Source organism: Kitasatospora sp. NPDC004669 (genome assembly GCF_040609455.1).
Classification (GTDB): Bacteria; Actinomycetota; Actinomycetes; order Streptomycetales; family Streptomycetaceae; genus Kitasatospora.
The window spans coordinates 57,245-73,455 of the sequence record NZ_JBEXKB010000011.1; the positions used below are offsets into that span (position 1 = coordinate 57,245).

The window sequence follows — 16,211 nt, forward strand, 5'->3', positions numbered from 1 at the left end:
GCACGGTGAGCACCCGACAGCACGACGCCCGGGCCTACCGGCCACAGGTGGGCGAACTCGTCCTCGACCACAGGACCGGACGCACCGGCATCTACATGGGCACCATCGGCGGCGAGCACTACCTGCGCCCCGAGGGCGGCGGCCGCGAATGGACCGCCGAACCGCACCACGTCTCGCCCGCCCCGGAGCTCCGCGATTCAGCTGATTGAGATCAGCACCCCGGTAATTGCGGCAAAAACCACGCAGACCACAACATTCAGGGCCTGGTAATCCGCCTTGGTGAATCCGGAATTCCGGAACACCCCTCGCCCGCCGGGCACGTTACGGATGACGCCGGTCACCATGCGTGCACCACGGATGGGAATCGGCCACCGCGATGGACCCGCACACGAATTGGCGCGCACATAACCAACAGTGCCCCCGCGCCCGGACAGGGGCGCGGGGGCACTCGGCCGGCACGACTTACGGGTGGCCGCCGATGACGCTCGCGAAGGCCCCTGCAGCAGTCGCCACGTAGCCGGCAGTCACGACGGCGGTCGACACGGCCACCACAGCGACCCGACGAAGCTTGCTCATAAACACCCCTCCAACTCACCAAGCCCACCCTCTCGGGTGAACATTAGTTCGATACTACACCCCATCAGATCATGTACTCCAGGCTGGACATGAAAGTGCCCCGCGCCCGCAAGGCCCGGGCACGGGGCAGCAGTCCACCTGTTTACGGGTGGCCGGCGACGACGTTCTCAGGCTCGTACGTCTTGCCCGGCTCGCCTGTGGCCGGCGTGGTGGGCTCCACCACGCGGTCGGCCTCGTCACCGAAGAGGTCGTTCTCGATCGCGTTCTTCTGGTCGGCGCTCGGCGCGGTGTACTCGGCCTGGTTCGGGGACGCGGTCACCGCGCCCTCGACAGCCTTGCCCGCCTCCACAGCGGCGGCCGGGGCCTCGGTCTGCGCCGCATTGTCGGGCGTCGACGGCACCGGGGTGTCGCTCTGGTCGTTGGCCATTGGGCGGCCGCCTTTCGGTCATCAATTGTGTCCGGCCCGACCTCTGTGGCGCGGGCGCGCGGACAGTATCGTAGGGTTGATTAAATGTCCGATAAACATCGTGCGACTTGCGGCGCCGTCCGGCAGAGTCAGGCGCCCGCCTAAGCTGAACCACCACGGCGGACCGCCGAGCGCCCTTTCACGGAATCGACATCACAGGCCATCGGGGGACTTCATGGAGTTTCGGGAGACGCCGCAGACCCCTGCGCTGCGCTTCCAAGTCCTCGGTCCGGTCCAGGCCTGGCTCGACGGCAAACCCCTCTCCCTCGGTTCACCCCAGCAGCAGGCTGTTCTGACCACCCTTCTGCTGCACTCCGGCCGCCCGGTCACCACCCAGGACCTGGTCGACGCGCTCTGGGGCGACCGCCCGCCGACCCAGGCCGTCGCCGCCCTCCGCACCTATGTCTCCCGTCTGCGCTCCGTCATCGAGCCCCGGCGTGAGGTTCGTCGACCCGCCGAGCTGTTGGTCTCGGTCGCCGACGGCTACGCGCTGCGCATCCCCGGCGAGGCCCTCGATCTGGCCGTCTTCGAGCGGCTCTCCACCGAGGCCGCAGCCGCCCGTGCGTCGGGCGACAAGCACGAGGCACACCGGCTGCTGATGCAGGCGCTGGACCTGTTCAGCGGGCGCCCGCTTACCGGCATCCCCGGTCCATACGCCGACGCCCAGCGGCTGCGGCTGGCCGAACGCCAGGTGGCCGCCTCGGAGGAGCTGTGCGCCTCCGCCCTCGATGTCGGCCTCCACGCCGAGATCGTCGGCGAGCTCAACAACCTGACCGCCGAGCACCCGCTGCGCGAGCGGCTGCGCGAATTGCTGATGCTGGCGCTCTACCGCTGCGGACGCCAGGCCGAGGCGCTCGGTGTCTACACCGACACCCGAAAACTGCTGATCGAGGAACTCGGTGTCGAGCCGGGCGCGGGCCTGTCCGCGATGCACACCCGCATCCTCGCCGCCGACCCGAAGCTCATCCTCCCGGCGGTACTCGCCCCCGCCACCCGCGAGGACAGCCGGGCCACGCCCTCTACTCCGGCCCAACTCCCGGCCGATGTATCGGACTTCAGCGGCCGCTCGGAGCTGGTGAGCGACCTCTCAACGGTCCTGATGAACGCCACCGGACAGGCCGTGGTGGTGACTTCACTGGCTGGCATCGGAGGAGTCGGCAAGACCACCCTCGCGGTCCACGTCGCCCACCGCGTCCGGGCCGAGTTCCCGGACGGTCAGCTGTACGTCGACCTGCGCGGAGCCGGCGCCTCGCCGGCGGACCCTGTGGTCGTCCTGGGCGACTTCCTGCACGCGCTCGGCGTCGCCGAGGGCCCCGACTCCCTCGAACAACGTGCGGCCCTCTACCGCTCACTGCTCGCCAGCCGGCGGATGCTGATCCTGCTCGACAACGCGCGAGACGCCGACCAGATCCGACCGCTCATTCCCGGCGTCTCCGGCTGTGCCGTGCTCGCCACCAGCCGTTCCCGGCTGGCCGGCATCCCGGGCGCCCAGTTGTTCGACGTCGAGGAGCTGACCTCGGACGAGGCGCTCGCGCTGTTCTCGGCCATCGTCGGCGAGCAGCGGGTCGCAGCCGAGCCGGAGGCGGCCATGAAGGTGGTCACCGCCTGCGGCTTCCTGCCGCTCGCCGTCCGCATCGCCGCCGCCCGACTGGCCAGCCGCCCGCGCTGGAGCGTCTCCGACCTCGCCAGTCGGTTAGCCGACCAGCGCCGACGACTGGACGAACTCCAGCTCGGCAACCTCGCCGTGGAGACCACCATCGGGCTCGGCTACGGACAGCTGTCCGCAGCCGAGGCCCGCGCCTTTCGGCTGCTCGCCCTGATCGACTCCCCCGACATCCCGCTGGCGGCCGCCGCGGCGCTGCTCGGCGTGGACGAGTACACCGCCGAGGACCTCGCCGAGGCACTGGTCGAGGCGAACATGCTGGAGTGTTTCACCCCCGGTCGCTACCGCTACCACGACCTGCTCCGGCTCTACGCCCAGCGGCAGAACGAGCGGATCGGCGACACCGAGGAGCAGGAGTGGGCCGTCCAGCGGCTATTCGACCTGTTGATCCCGACCGTGCGCAACGCGGCTCAAGTCATCGAACCTGACGACACGCTGCCAGAGTTGCTGACCACGCCCGCGTCGCCGGGGATCAGCCTGCCGACCAGCGGCTCCGCGCAGGACTGGCTCCGCACCGAGGGCGCCCTGCTACTCAGTGCCGTCGAGGTCGCTACGGACGGTCCCGGCGGCCTGCAACGCGCCGCGGTCGATCTGCTGAACCTAATGTTCAGCATCGACCCCGACCCCACCCGCGGGCCCCGGGGGTGCCTGGTCCTTAAGACCATCGGCCGCGACGCGGAACGCCGCAGCGACTCGGCGCTGCTCGCTCGGGCATACTTCGCCCTCGGCACCCTCCAGTCCGTCATCAGCGACTTCCAGGACGCCGAGCACTCGCTGCGCCTGAGCCTCGACCACCAGACGCCGGACGACCCGTCGGTCCTGCTTCTGGCCACGGCCAACACGCTGGGCGTGATCCTGAGCATCGGCAACCGCCCAGCCGAGGCGCTGTCCTTCCTGGAACAGGCCCGAACCACCAGCCAGGCCGTCAGCGCTCCGAAGGCCGAGGCGCGGATCGTCAGCAACATGGCCCGGGTGCAGCACCGACTCGGCATGGCCGAGACCGCGATCCAGTCCGCCAGCGAGGGTGTCGCCGCCGCTCGGGCGTCCAAGAACGGCCCCCTGCTCGCCCAGACCCTCTACCAGTTGGGCGTGGTGCTCTCCGGCGACGAGGCCGTCCCGCACCTGCGGGAAGCGCACCAGCTCTACCAGTCCCAGCAGAACCCCCTCTGGGAGGGCTACACCCTGGCCCGCCTGGCCTCCGCCCTGCTCTCCGCCGACCAGCACGCCGAGGCCGCCGAGACGGCCGGCGAGTCACTCGCGATCGGCCAGGAGATGGGATCCGCCTACTGCCAGGGCCTGGCCAACGCCGCCCTCGGCGAGGCGCTGCTCGCCCTGGCCCAGCCGGCCCGCGGGCTCGCCTGTCTCCAGGAGGCGCACGCGATCTTCACGCGGCTCGGTGTGCCAGAGGCCTCCCCCGTGGCGGACCTCATCTCGCGACAGCACACCGAGCCCTTCTCTTCTCCCCCCGCGCCGTAAGGCCTCCGCCCCCCGGCGGAGCACCTCCCCCGATCCGCGCGTCGGCGCTCCCGCAGCCCCCCGGCTGCGGGAGCGCCCTCAACGCTTCCCCGGCGCTGGACTCAACTCTGCACCCAACCGATTGACGTTCGATAAACGTCTGATTGTCAGCCTGCGGACTGGCGAAACCGCAGGTCAGCGCCGCCACCCCGGCGCGTCCTCCGGCGTGCGGGGCCCGGCTCACCACCCCGCCCGCACCGCAGTGCTTCCGAGAACCTAGCCCACATCGGCCCAAGTATGACGAGTTGGCTGGAAAGGGACCCCATGGCGCAGAGATCACGCATATTCTCAGATGCCAGTACGCACACGAGTGTCCACCGGCAACGTGTCGGGGTGCAGTGCGTCTGTGTGATGCGGGGAGCGTGACGTACCGCCACCGGCAGCGGCCCGCGAGGCCGCGGAGGAGCCGACCGGAGGCCACGGGTGGAAGGGTGCCTCTCAACGTGACGACCGGACAGATATCGGACTCGTTCCCCGTCGACGAGGACGCCGGCGACGACGAACCCGACGTACGGCGGCGCCGTGCGGCGCGGGCCTTACAGGCGGTCGCCTTCGACACCATCGGCGCCGAGTACGGCGAGGCCTTCCCGGCCAAGGACGGGCAGCTGGAGTGCGGGAAGCGGCTGCTCGCCGCGCTCGAACCCGGGGCCCGGGTGCTGGACGCGGGCTGCGGCACCGGCGAGCCGACCGTCCGCCAGCTGACCGCCGGCGGGCTGCGGGTGACCGGGGTGGACCTCTCGGACGTGATGCTCACGCTGGCCCGCCGGGCGAACCACCCCGGCCCGTACCCGCCCGATTTCCATCGGATCGACCTGTACGATCTGGCCACCGAGCGCGCCGACCGGGTCTGGGGCGTCCCCGGCCTCGGCCCGGAGGGCCACGGCACCTTCGCCGCCGTCACCGCGTTCTTCTCGCCGATCCTGCTGCCGCAGGACGAGATCCCGACCGTGCTCGGTCGGCTGCGCGAACTCCTGCGGCCCGGCGGACTGCTGGCGCTCGGTATGGTCGAGGCGGATCTGGATCACGTTCCGCTTCCGTTCCTTGGCAGAGAGCTGCGGATCAGTGGCTATCTGAGGGAGGATCTGGAACGGGTTCTGGTCGCGGCCGGTTTCGCCGTCGAGGAGTGCTCGGGGCATCCGTACGCGCCGGCCAGTACCACGCTGCCGCCGGAGGAACAGCTGTTCCTGTGCTGTCGACGCGTCGGCTGATCAACCGATCGACGAGCACGCCCATCGACCAGCACACCCACCGACCACACCGAATCCAGGACAGGCAGCCGTGCGCGACCAGCTCAAGACCGAGGCGGAGCAGCCGCCCGCCGTCCCGGGCCAGCGCCGCCAGGTCCCGGCCCGGGTGCAGGCCCCGGCGAAGCCGCCGACGGCAGGGCCGGACCGCGCCGGCGTGGCGGACCGGCTCGCCTACCTCGACGCGGCGACCCGGCGGATCAACAGCGCCCTCGACCTGTCCGCGACCCTGCGCAACATCGGTCGGGTGCTGGTCCCGACCCTCGCCGACGCGGCCGTCGTCCACCTGCGCGACCCGCTGCCCAACGTCGAGCGCGAGCCCGGCTTCCCCGACGAGCTGCGGATCCACCACAGCACCGGCACCCGGATCGGTCGCCGCGGCCGCAAGGGCGGCGTGGACGACCGGCACCGCTCCCGGTACGGCTCCCGCTCCACCGCCGACCCGGGCCCGGCCGTCCCGGTCACTCGCGGCGGCGCGCTCGCGCACGTCCTGCTGAGCCGCCGTCCGGCCGAGTCGGCCCTCCTGGGCACGCCCGCCGCCGAGCGCACCGAGACGCTGCTGCGCGAGCTGTACGGCACCCGCGGGCTGGCCCGGCTGGCCGCCGGCACCTCGATCCTCGCCCTGCCGCTGCGCGGCCGCAAGGCCGTCCTGGGGTTGCTGGTGCTGATCCGCCGTCCCCCTGAACGCACCGGCCGCCCGGCCTTCGACGCGGCCGACACCGCGACCGCCGCGCACCTGGCCACCCAGGCCGGACTGGCGGTGGACACCGCGCTGCGGTACGCCCGCGAATGGGAGATAGCCAACGAACTCCAGCGCAGCATGCTGCCGTTGCGGCTGCCGCAGCCGCACGGCGTCCGGCTCGCCCAGCGCTACCTGCCCGGCGAGCGCGGCGCGCAGGTCGGCGGCGACTGGTACGACGCGGTGCCGCTGCCCGGCAACCGGGTCGCCCTGATCGTCGGCGACGTGATGGGCCACTCGCTCACCTCGGCCGCCATCATGGGCCAACTACGCACCAGCGCCCAGACCTTGGCCGCCCTCGACCTGCCGCCGCACGAGGTGCTCTACCACCTGGACGAGCAGGCCCAGCGGCTCGGCCGCGAACAACACCTGGCCACCTGCGTCTACGCGGTCTACGACCCGATCGCCAACCGGGTGATGCTGGCCAACGCCGGGCACGTCCCGCCGGTGCTGGTCCGCCCGGACGGTACCGCCGAGTTGGTGGAGCTGGACTCCGGGGCGCCGATCGGGGTCGGCGGGGTGGACTTCAACTCCGTCGAACTGCCCGCACCGCCCGGATCGGCCCTGCTGCTGTTCACCGACGGCCTGGTGGAGACCCGCAGCCGGGCGATCAGCGACGGCCTGGAGGCGCTCAGGGCCAGGATCGCCGCCGCGCGCTGGCAGTCCCCCGAGCAGCTGTGCCAGGAGGCGCTGCGGATCCTGCCGCCCGGGGACCGCGGCGACGACATCGCCCTGCTCGGCGCCTGCTTCGACGGCATCCCGGCCGGGGACGTCGCCCACTGGTACCTGCAGCCGCGCAACGAGACGCCCGGCCGGGCACGCCGGCTGGCCGCGCACACGCTGCGCCGCTGGGGGCTGGACGAGCTGAGCGAGGCCACCGAGCTGATGGTCAGCGAGCTGGTGACCAACGCCGTCCAGCATGCGACCCGGCCGGTCACCCTGAGTCTGGTGCGCACCGCCCGGCTGCGCTGCGAGGTCGGCGACGACAGCCCGCTGCTGCCGCGGCCGCGCCGTACCGGTCCGGAGGACGAACGCGGACGCGGGCTGCAGATAGTGGCCCGGTGCGCGGATCGCTGGGGTGCCACCCGGCTGGGCACCGGCAAGGTGGTCTGGTTCGAGCAGCGACTGCCCCAGTAGCCGTTCGCCATGACGACCGTCTAACAGCCGCGAAACAGCCCCGGAACAGCCGGGCGCCCGGCGGGAGCGGGTCCCACCGGGCGCGTCGAAGGGGGCGTCACACCCCGGCGGGCTCCTTCGTCGGCCGCCGCTCCTCCAGCCGGGCGACCAGCTGTTCGCCCTCCATGTCGACCTTCGGCGCGATCTTCTCCAGCGGCTTCGGGAACCACCAGGCCGCCTTGCCGAACAGCGCCATCGCGGCCGGCACCAACGCCATCCGCACCACGAAGGCGTCCACCAGCACGCCCACCGCGAGGGCGAATCCGATCGGCTGGACGATCGGGTCGTGGCCGAAGACGAAGGCGCCGAACACCGAGATCATGATCAGCGCGGCCGCGGTCACCACCCGGGCGCCGCCCTTCACCCCGCCGACGACCGCCTCACGCGGCTCCTTGCCGTGGACGTACTGCTCCTTCATCCCGGAGACCAGGAACAGCTCGTAGTCCATCGCCAGCCCGAACAGCACGCCGATCAGCAGGATCGGCACGAAGCTGACCACCGGGCCGACCCTGGGCACGTCGATCAGGCCGTCCAGCCAGCCCCACTGGTAGACCGCGACCACCGCGCCGAGCGAGGCCCCGATGCTGAGCAGGAAGCCGAACACCGCCTTGAGCGGCACCAGCACGGAGCGGAAGGCCAGCGCCAGCAGCACCAGGGCGATGCCGACGATCACCGCGACGAACGGCGGCAGGGCCTGGCCGAGCTTGGTGGAGACGTCGATGTTGGCGGCCGTGGTGCCGGTGACGGCGATGTTCGCGCCGGTCGCGGATTTGAGCTCGGCGCGCTGGTCGCGGATCTCGTTGACCAGCGCCTTGGTGTCCGCGTGGTCCGGGCCGGTCTGCGGGATGACCGGCACCAGGGCGGTCCGGCTGGCCTGGTCGACGGTCGGCGGCAGCAGCGTCCTGACGCCCTTCAGGGTCTGCAGCTTCCCGGCCACGCCCTGCACCGCCTGCTCGGTCCGGGGCGAGTCATGGGCGTCCACGACGACCACCAGCGGTGCGTTGAAGCCGGGGCCGAAGCTCTCGCCGACCAGGTCGTACGCCTTGCGGGCGTCCGTCCCGGCGGCCTGCGAGCCACCGCCCGGCAGGCCGAGGTCGAGGCTCGCGGCGGGCACCGCGAGGGCGCCCAGCCCGGCCAGGCCGACCAGCAGCACGGGCAGCGGGCGGCGGACCACGAAGCGGGCCCAGCGCTCGCCCGTGGTGGTCCTGCCGTGCGTGGTCAGCGCCCGCTTCCAGACCGGCAGCCGGTCGATCGCGCGGCCGGCGAAGCCGAGCACCGCGGGCAGCAGGGTGATCGCGACCAGCACGGCGACCACCACGGCCCCGGAGGCGGCCAACCCCATCACGGTGAGGAACGGGACGCCGGCCACGGCGAGCCCGGCGAGCGCCACGACGACGGTCAGGCCGGCGAAGACCACGGCGCTGCCGGCGGTCGCGGTGGCCCGGGCGGCGGCCTCCTCCGGTTCCAGGCCCTCGTCCAGGTTGCGGCGGTGCCGGAAGAGGATGAACAGCGCGTAGTCGATGCCGACCGCGAGGCCGACCATCAGCGCCAGCACCGGCGCGGTGGTGATGATCTCGAACGAGCCGGTGAGCGCCAGCAGCCCGCCCATGGCCGCGCCGACGCCGACCAGCGCGGTCAGCAGCGGCAGTCCGGCGGCGACCAGCGTGCCCAGGGTGATCACCAGCACCGCCCCGGCCACCACCAGGCCGATCGACTCGGAGCCGCCCTCGATCTGGGCCAGCTTGTTGTAGGCGTCACCACCGAAGGCCACGTCCAGCCCGGCCGCGCGGACCGGTTCGGCGGCCGCCTTCACGGCGTCGCGCTGCTGGTCGGTGACCTCGGCGAGCTTGTGGTCGAAGGAGACCAGGGCGATCGCGACCTTCCCGTCCGGGGAGACGGCGCCGGTGGCGTACGGGTCGGGCACCGCGGCCACGCCCGGGACGTGGGCGATCCGGGCGACGGCCTCGCCGACCGCCTTGCCCGCCCCGGGCGTCGCGATGCCGCCGGAGTCCTTGGCGACGAAGACGACCTGGGCGGAGCCGTGGCCCTGCGCCGGGAAGGTGCCCTTGATCTTGTCCAGGGTGCTCTGGGCCTCGGTGCCGGGGACCTTGAACTCGTCGCTGGTCTTGCCCGCGAAGGCGCCCGCGGCCCCGCCGATCGCGATCAGCAGGGCGATCCAGACGGCCAGCACGGCTCGCCTTCTCCGGAAGCAGTAGCGGCCCAGCCGATACAGGTACGTGGCCATGGGTTCCCTCGGTCGGATCGTCGGACAGGCGGCTGCCTGAGCGGACCCCTCCCACGGTAGACCCAAGTTTGTCGGGTGACAAAGTTGGCCGACAAAATCGCTCGACGCAGTTCATCGACACAGTTGCCCGACCATGGCGCTACCCTGGCTGAATGGCTCATGTCCCCGCCTCAGAACGCCGACCACAGCTGGTCCGGGCCGCAATCGACCTGATGACCCGGGAAGGGGTCGCCGCCGGCAGCACCCGCGCGATCGCGGCCGAACTGGGCGTGGCACAGGCGACGGTGCACTACACCTTCGGCACCAAGAAGGACCTCTACCGGGCCGTCGTCGAGGAGGTGGCGGCCCAGTTCATCGGCCAGGTGCGCGCCGCGTCCCCGGGCGACGGCCCGTTCGGCGAGCAGGTGCGCACCCTGGTGCACGCGCTCTGGGACGCCGCCACCGGCGAGGACGGGCGCTGCGTGCTGCTCAGCGAGTTCTCGGCACTGGCGATGCGCGACCCGGACGTGCAGGAGATCATGCTCGGGCTGGACCACGCGATCGAGGGCACCGCCACCGAAATGCTCGCCGCCCTCGCGGCCGACCACGGACTGACCCTGGCCGTGCCCGCCCACGAGATCGCCGTCCACTTCCTCAGCGGCTTCGACGGCCTGACGGCCCGCCACCTCACCCGGCACGCCTCCGGCGAGCCCGCCGACCCGGACACCCTGCGGGCGCTGGACCTGCTGGTGGCCACGACCGTCGGACTCTGCCTGGGCACCCCGGCCGCAGTCGGCCGCGGCGCCTGAAGCCGCTCGCCGAAGGCGAGGCTCTAGGCGACGATCCGGACCGGCAGTTCGACCAGCACCTCGCGCAGCGCGGCCGCGAAGCGCTCGTACTCCGCGCTGCGGGCCGAGCCCGGGCGGGTGGCCAGCCCGATCCGGCGGCCCGGCGCCGGATCGGCGAAGCGGACGGCGGCCAGCCGGTCGGTGCGGCCGGCCTCGACGTCCAGCGCGGTCGCGGGCAACAGGGTCACCCCGAGGCCCCCGGCGACCAACTGGACCAGGGTGGACAGCCCGGCCGCGCGGGTGGTGGAGCCGGCCGGGTCGGCGCCGACCTCACGGCAGATGTCCAGCGCCTGGTCGCGCAGGCAGTGACCCTCCTCCAGCAGCAGCACGTCCAGGTCGAGCAGCACGTCGCGCGGGACGTCGATCCGCCCGGCGAGCGGGTGCCCGGGCGGGGTGACCAGGACGAAGTCCTCGTCGAACAGCGGGATGTCCCGGGTCGGCGAGGCCCCGCCGGCCGGCAGCGCGAGCAGCAGCACGTCCAGCCGCCCGGCGGCCAGGCCCTCCAGCAGCGAGGGGGTGCGCTCCTCGTGGACGTGCAGCTCCAGCTCGGGGAACCGGTCGCGTACCAGCTTCAGCACCAGGGGCAGCAGGTAGGGCGCGACGGTCGGGATCACGCCCAGGTGCAGCGGCCCGGTGAACGGCCGGCGGGCGGCCTCGACCTCCTCGGTCAGCGCCTGCAGCGAGGCCAGCACCCGACGGGCGTGCTCGTGCACCCGCTCCCCCAGTGGGGTGACGATCACCTTGCGCGTCGTACGCTCGACCAACTGCGCACCCAGCGACTCCTCCAGCGCCGCGACCGCCCCGGACAGCGCCGGCTGGCTGGTCCCGCTCGCGGCGGCGGCCTCCCGGAAGTGTCGGTGCTCGGCCACCGCGACGAACGCCCTGAGCTGAGCGACCGTCGGCATCCGCGGGCTGCGGGCCGAGGCACCCGCCACAGCCGGATCGGACTTGGCGGCGGCGGACCGCCGGGCGGCGGGCCGGGGCGTGGACGGTTCAGTACTGATAGCAATCTCCGATCAGACACATCCAGTGTAGCTATTTCCCTGATCAGTCCACGATGTGGAATCGTGGAGCGTGTTCGTCCGGAATCCGGACAAACTCCCCTCAGTCTCATGTTCTGGAGAAGCGAACGTGCTCACGATCGGCGACAAGTTCCCCGAGTTCGACCTCAAGGCCTGCGTTGACCTGGACGCCGCGAGCGCCTTCGCCGACATCGACCACAAGACCTACGAGGGCAAGTGGAAGATCGTCTTCTTCTGGCCGATGGACTTCACCTTCGTCTGCCCGACCGAGATCGCCGCGTTCGGCAAGCTGAACGACGAGTTCGCCGACCGTGACGCCCAGATCCTCGGTGTCTCCGGCGACTCCGAGTTCGTGCACCACGCCTGGCGCAAGGACCACAAGGACCTGCGCGACCTGCCCTTCCCGATGCTGGCCGACATCAAGCACGACCTGATGCGCGCCTGCGGCGTCGAGGGCGAGGACGGCACCGCCCAGCGCGCCGTCTTCATCGTCGACCCGAACAACGAGATCCAGTTCGTCATGGTGACCGCCGGCTCCGTCGGCCGTAACCCCAAGGAGGTCCTGCGGGTGCTGGACGCCCTGCAGACCGACGAGCTGTGCCCGTGCAACTGGAACAAGGGCGAGGACACCCTCGACGCCCAGGCCCTCCTGGCGGGCTGACCCATGGCCCTCGACGACCTCAAGGCCGCCCTCCCGGACTACGCCAAGGACCTCAAGCTCAACCTGGGCTCGGTCATCGGCAACTCCGACCTCCCCGCCCAGCAGCTCTGGGGCACCGTGCTGTCCTGCGCGATGGCCACCCGCAGCCCCGGCCTGCTGCGTGAACTGGAGCCCGAGGCCAAGGCCAACCTCTCCCCGGAGGCGTACACCGCCGCCAAGGGCGCGGCCGCGATCATGGGGATGAACAACGTCTACTACCGGACGCTGCACCTGCTCTCCGACAAGGAGTACAGCACGATGCGCGCCGGCCTGCGGATGAACATCATCGGCACCCCGGGCGTCGAGAAGGTCGACTTCGAGCTCTGGTGCTTCGCGGTCTCGGCCATCAACGGCTGCGGCCAGTGCCTCGACTCGCACGAGGCCGTCCTGCGCAAGGCCGGCGTCGATCGCGAGGTCATCCAGGCCTCCATGAAGATCGCCGCCGTCCTGCAGGCCGTGGCCGGCGTCCTCGACGCCGAGGCCGCCCTCGCCTGACACACCCGGCACCCCACCGACGGGCCCCTCCGCTTCCGGAGGGGCCCGTCGGCGTTTCCCCACCCCGGGCATGCCCAACTCCGCTACAGCACAAGGCGATCCGTGCACGACATTCGGTCCGAGGGGGGAACCGAGGTGTCCGACCATCCGGAGAACGGTGGGGGCTTCCAGGCCGCACCGAACGAACGTCAGCAGACCGGGAGCACCGCCGTCGAAACGGTGGGCCGGATCCCCGGCGACCTCGAAGCACTGCTCGAAACCTCGCACCGGTCCACGGCGGGACTCACCGGGCTCCGATGCGGCACCGCGCTCGGCACCCTGCACCGCCGCCTGTGGACGGTGCTCGCCGCCGTCCGTCGCACGCCGATCGGGCTCGTCGCGGTCATCCGGATGCCCGGCGCGCCGGCCATGGTGTCGCGGGAGGACCCGCCGCCGGGTGGTCGCCATGCGCTGATGCGGGTCGTCGTCCTGCCGTGGATCGGGCCGGTGCCGGGGGGAGTGCCGACCCGGCTGGTGCCGGCGCCGACCTCCCTGCGGGGCGTACCCAGGCAGGAGCGCAAGGCCTCGGTCCTGACCGGCTCGCTGTTCGGACTGCTGGTCACAGCGCTCGGCACGGCCGCGCTGTCCGGCCGGACGGGCTAGTCCGTGGCGGGCTCCGCCACCGGAGCCGCCGGAGCTGGCCCGGCCGGCTGAGTCGCCGGCGCCGGCTGAGTCGCCGCCGTGCGTTCGGCGGCTTCGCGGGCGGCTTCGAGAGCGGTGAAGACGGCCTGGCCGGCCTCGTTGCGGCGGCGGAGGTGGGTGATCACGGTGTTGGTGACGGCGATCAACGGGACGGCGACCACCGCGCCGCCGATGCCGCCGATGATGCTGCCGACCGCGACGCCGAGGACCACCCCGAGCGGGTGGACCCGGACGGCCCGGCCGAGGATCAGCGGCTGGAGGATGTGGCTCTCGATCTGCATCACCGCGACCAGGACCAGCAGCACCATCAGTGCCGTCCACGGCCCCTGGGTGACCAGGGCGATCAGGACCGCGACGGTGCCGGTGACCAGGGCGCCGACCAGCGGGACGAAGGCGCCCAGGAAGATGATCACGGCCAGCGGGGTGGCCATCGGCACGCCCAGCAGTTCGATGCCGGTACCGATGAAGACCGCGTCGATGAACGCCACGCCGACCGTGCCGCGCACGTACGCGGTGAGGGTGGTCCAGGCCTTGGGGCCGGCGCCGGCCATCGCGAAGCGGGAGTTCCGGGGCAGGCCTCGCAGCGCCCAGTTCCAGATCCTCGCCCCGTCGTAGAGGAAGAAGAAGGTGGTGAAGAAGGTCATCATCAGCGCGGTCAGCACCTCGACGGCGATCTGCGCGCCGGTGATCGAGGCCGAGGTGAGCTGGTCGGTGTTGGTGGTGATGGCCTTGGTGATCTGGTTGGCGAAGTCGGTGATCTGCTGCTGGGTCAGGTGCAGCGGTCCGGTGACCAGCCAGTCCCGCAGCTGGTTGACGCCGGTCTTCACCTGGTTGGTGACGTCCGACAGGTTGGTGGTCACCTGCCAGACCACGAACCAGCCGACCAGCCCGATCCCGGCCAGACCGCTCAGGAACACCCCGCCCGCCGCGAGCGAGCGCGGTACCCCGTGCCGGCGCAGCCAGGAGACGGAGGGCTCCAGCAGCGCGGTGATCAGCAGCGAGGCCAGCACCGAGAAGGCGACCAGCCGCAGCATGTCGACGACGTAGAAGACGACGTACAGCGCGGCGCCGAGCAGCAGCAGCCGCCAGGTCGACTCGGCGGCCACGCGCAGCCCCCAGGGCACCGCCTCGGCGGGGGTGGCGGGCCGGCCCGGGTGGTACTCCCGACCGAGCCCGGCGTTCGCGGCGTTCGCAGCGTTCGCGGTATTCGCGGCATTCGCGGCGGGTGGGGGCGGAGCGGCCGGGGCCGCCGGAGCCGCCTCCGCAGGCACGGTGGCCGTGGCCGTCGCGTTCGCGACGGGTTCGGCGGCCGGGGCCGGGGCGGTCCGCGGTATCGGGACCGGGACCGGGACCGGTCCGGGCGCCTCGGCGAGGGCCGGGACGGGAAGCTCGTGCGGGTCGGTCGCCATCGCGGCGCGTCGGCGCCGTTCGATCACGGCGGCCGCGCTCGCCACCACGGCCATGCCCTTGGCCACGGCCTTGAAGGCCTTTCCGCCCCGCGCCATCCTCGCTACCGCCGCTTCCCCGCTGTGCCCGCCGAGTCCGGCGGTACGCCGTGGGTCCTGCCACGGCCGTCAGGGATGACGCTACCCGGCGGGGGCAGGACGAGTCCGCCCCCCAGGGGGTTCGATTCGATCCCCTCATTCCTCAAACTTGGACAAATCGCAGCATTACAGGTGGTTTCGTCCACACGCCGCTGGGGAGGAGTCCGAACGGGACACGCGGGTCGTCCCGCTCGTCCCGGTCGAGCCAACTGCCGGCGGACCGGCCGGTGCGGGAAGTAACCAGGACCCCTTTCCGCGCCCCGCGTCCGCACCCAGGACCGCACCGCCCGCGGGCGCACTGGTCAGCGCAGCCCGGGCGGCGCGGCCCGCCTTCCCACCCACCCGCCTCCCCCGGCGGCACCATGACGGGGAAACGCCACGGCCCCCGGCCGCTCGTCGAACGGGACGAGCGGCCGGGGGCCGTGCGGGGTGCGCCGCCCGGGGGCGGCGGCCACCTTCAGCGCAAGGGGCGCCCTAGTACCAGCTGTGGGCCTGCCAGAACGACCAGGCACCACAGGGGCTGCCGTAGCGGTCGTTCATGTAGTTGAGGCCCCACTTGATCTGGGTGGCCGGGTTGGTGCGCCAGTCGGCGCCGACCGAGGCCATCTTGGAGCCGGGCAGCGCCTGGACCAGGCCGTACGCGCCGGAGCTGCTGTTGGTCGCGGTGTAGTCCCAGCCGCTCTCGCGCTTCACGATCTGGCTGAAGCACTGGAACTGGGTGTCGTTGCCGACGATCTGCCGGGCCATGTCCTGGACGGAGCCGGGGCTGGCCGAGACGGGCGGAGCGCTGTTGTCCACCGCGGTCATCGCCGAACGCGCCTTGGAGCGGTTGGCGGCGGCGTCGGCGGCGGCGCGCTGGTCGGCGGCGGCCTTGGCGGCCTTGTCCGCGTCGGCCTTCGCCTGGGCGTCGGCCTTCGCCTGGGCGTCCGCGGCGGCCTTCTGACGCGCGGCCTCCTCGGCGGCCTTCTGCTCGGCGGCGGCCTTGGCGGCGGCGTCGGCGGAGGCCTGCTGGGCGGACGCCTGCTGGCCGATGTTGTCACTGATGGCCTGCGCCTGGGCGCCAGAGGGGACTTCGGCAAGCAGGGTCGCGCCGGCGACGTCGACCGTCTGCATGGTCTTGCCCTCGCTGCCCGAGGCCATACCCACGACGGCACCGACAGCGGTGACGGCGGTGGCGGAGGCCACAGCAACTCCCCGGACCGAGATCCGAGTCACATGATTTCCTTCCAGCATCGCCCATGCGTGACCGTACGGACGCAACATGCCCCTTGGCACGGACCTCCGCAGATGCTCTGGTCACGGGAGGTGCTGGCCCGGC

Annotated in this window: 14 protein-coding genes; 8 read left to right on the top strand and 6 right to left on the bottom strand. The window is 72.1% G+C overall.

Features of this window, described 5'->3' with window-relative positions; genetic code table 11:
• Positions 1-5 precede the first annotated feature (5 nt).
• Positions 6-209, top strand: a complete 204-nt coding sequence (locus ABZW30_RS11885; protein ID WP_355670926.1) for a hypothetical protein — start codon at positions 6-8, stop codon at positions 207-209.
• Here the strand turns inward: ABZW30_RS11885 and ABZW30_RS11890 are convergent.
• Both ABZW30_RS11890 and ABZW30_RS11895 read right to left on the bottom strand, forming a co-directional pair.
• Positions 198-344, bottom strand: coding sequence for a hypothetical protein (locus ABZW30_RS11890; protein ID WP_355670927.1), 147 nt, complete (start codon positions 342-344; stop codon positions 198-200). The genes ABZW30_RS11885 and ABZW30_RS11890 overlap by 12 nt on opposite strands.
• 374 nt (positions 345-718) lie before the next feature.
• The gene (locus ABZW30_RS11895) at positions 719-1,003 is read right to left on the bottom strand and encodes a hypothetical protein (RefSeq protein WP_355670928.1); all 285 of its coding nucleotides are present in this window, start codon (positions 1,001-1,003) and stop codon (positions 719-721) included.
• Between the two features lie 214 nt (positions 1,004-1,217).
• Here ABZW30_RS11895 and ABZW30_RS11900 point away from each other — a divergent pair, with 214 nt between their 5' ends.
• From ABZW30_RS11900 to ABZW30_RS11910, 3 genes are all read left to right on the top strand, one after another.
• On the top strand, positions 1,218-4,181 hold the full coding sequence (locus ABZW30_RS11900; RefSeq protein ID WP_355670929.1) for a BTAD domain-containing putative transcriptional regulator: 2,964 nt from the start codon (positions 1,218-1,220) through the stop codon (positions 4,179-4,181).
• 482 nt (positions 4,182-4,663) lie between these two features.
• Positions 4,664-5,428 carry a class I SAM-dependent methyltransferase gene (locus tag ABZW30_RS11905; RefSeq protein ID WP_355670930.1) on the top strand — a complete coding sequence of 255 codons (765 nt, stop codon included), beginning with the start codon at positions 4,664-4,666 and terminating at the stop codon, positions 5,426-5,428.
• A gap of 70 nt (positions 5,429-5,498) precedes the next feature.
• Positions 5,499-7,340 carry an ATP-binding SpoIIE family protein phosphatase gene (locus ABZW30_RS11910; RefSeq protein WP_355670931.1) on the top strand — a complete coding sequence of 614 codons (1,842 nt, stop codon included), beginning with the start codon at positions 5,499-5,501 and terminating at the stop codon, positions 7,338-7,340.
• Between the two features lie 97 nt (positions 7,341-7,437).
• Here the strand turns inward: ABZW30_RS11910 and ABZW30_RS11915 are convergent, their stop codons facing one another.
• Positions 7,438-9,624: an MMPL family transporter gene (locus ABZW30_RS11915; protein WP_355670932.1), complete on the bottom strand. Its 2,187-nt coding sequence runs from the start codon at positions 9,622-9,624 to the stop codon at positions 7,438-7,440.
• Between the two features lie 152 nt (positions 9,625-9,776).
• On the opposite strand from ABZW30_RS11915, the gene ABZW30_RS11920 reads away from it, so the two are divergent.
• Complete coding sequence (locus ABZW30_RS11920; RefSeq protein ID WP_355670933.1) at positions 9,777-10,412, top strand: helix-turn-helix domain-containing protein; 636 nt, start codon at positions 9,777-9,779, stop codon at positions 10,410-10,412.
• Between the two features lie 23 nt (positions 10,413-10,435).
• On the opposite strand, the gene ABZW30_RS11925 is transcribed toward ABZW30_RS11920, so the two are convergent.
• Entirely contained in the window at positions 10,436-11,356 is a 921-nt protein-coding gene (locus ABZW30_RS11925) for a LysR substrate-binding domain-containing protein (protein ID WP_355671071.1), read from the bottom strand.
• A 226-nt stretch (positions 11,357-11,582) separates the two neighbouring features.
• Here ABZW30_RS11925 and ABZW30_RS11930 point away from each other — a divergent pair, with 226 nt between their 5' ends.
• From ABZW30_RS11930 to ABZW30_RS11940, 3 genes are all read left to right on the top strand, one after another.
• Positions 11,583-12,134, top strand: a complete 552-nt coding sequence (locus ABZW30_RS11930) for a peroxiredoxin (protein ID WP_030286645.1) — start codon at positions 11,583-11,585, stop codon at positions 12,132-12,134.
• Positions 12,135-12,137: 3 nt separating this feature from the next.
• Positions 12,138-12,668 (top strand): alkyl hydroperoxide reductase, encoded by a 531-nt coding sequence (locus ABZW30_RS11935; RefSeq protein ID WP_355670934.1) that lies wholly within the window; start codon positions 12,138-12,140, stop codon positions 12,666-12,668.
• Positions 12,669-12,803: 135 nt separating this feature from the next.
• A complete protein-coding gene (locus ABZW30_RS11940; protein ID WP_355670935.1) occupies positions 12,804-13,310 on the top strand; it encodes a hypothetical protein in 507 nt (168 codons plus the stop codon).
• Here ABZW30_RS11940 and ABZW30_RS11945 read toward each other — a convergent pair.
• Positions 13,307-14,854, bottom strand: a complete 1,548-nt coding sequence (locus ABZW30_RS11945; RefSeq protein WP_355670936.1) for an AI-2E family transporter — start codon at positions 14,852-14,854, stop codon at positions 13,307-13,309. The two genes, ABZW30_RS11940 and ABZW30_RS11945, sit on opposite strands and share 4 nt — an antisense overlap.
• Positions 14,855-15,367: 513 nt before the next feature.
• On the bottom strand, positions 15,368-16,108 hold the full coding sequence (locus tag ABZW30_RS11950) for a transglycosylase SLT domain-containing protein (RefSeq protein ID WP_355670937.1): 741 nt from the start codon (positions 16,106-16,108) through the stop codon (positions 15,368-15,370).
• Positions 16,109-16,211 lie beyond the last annotated feature (103 nt).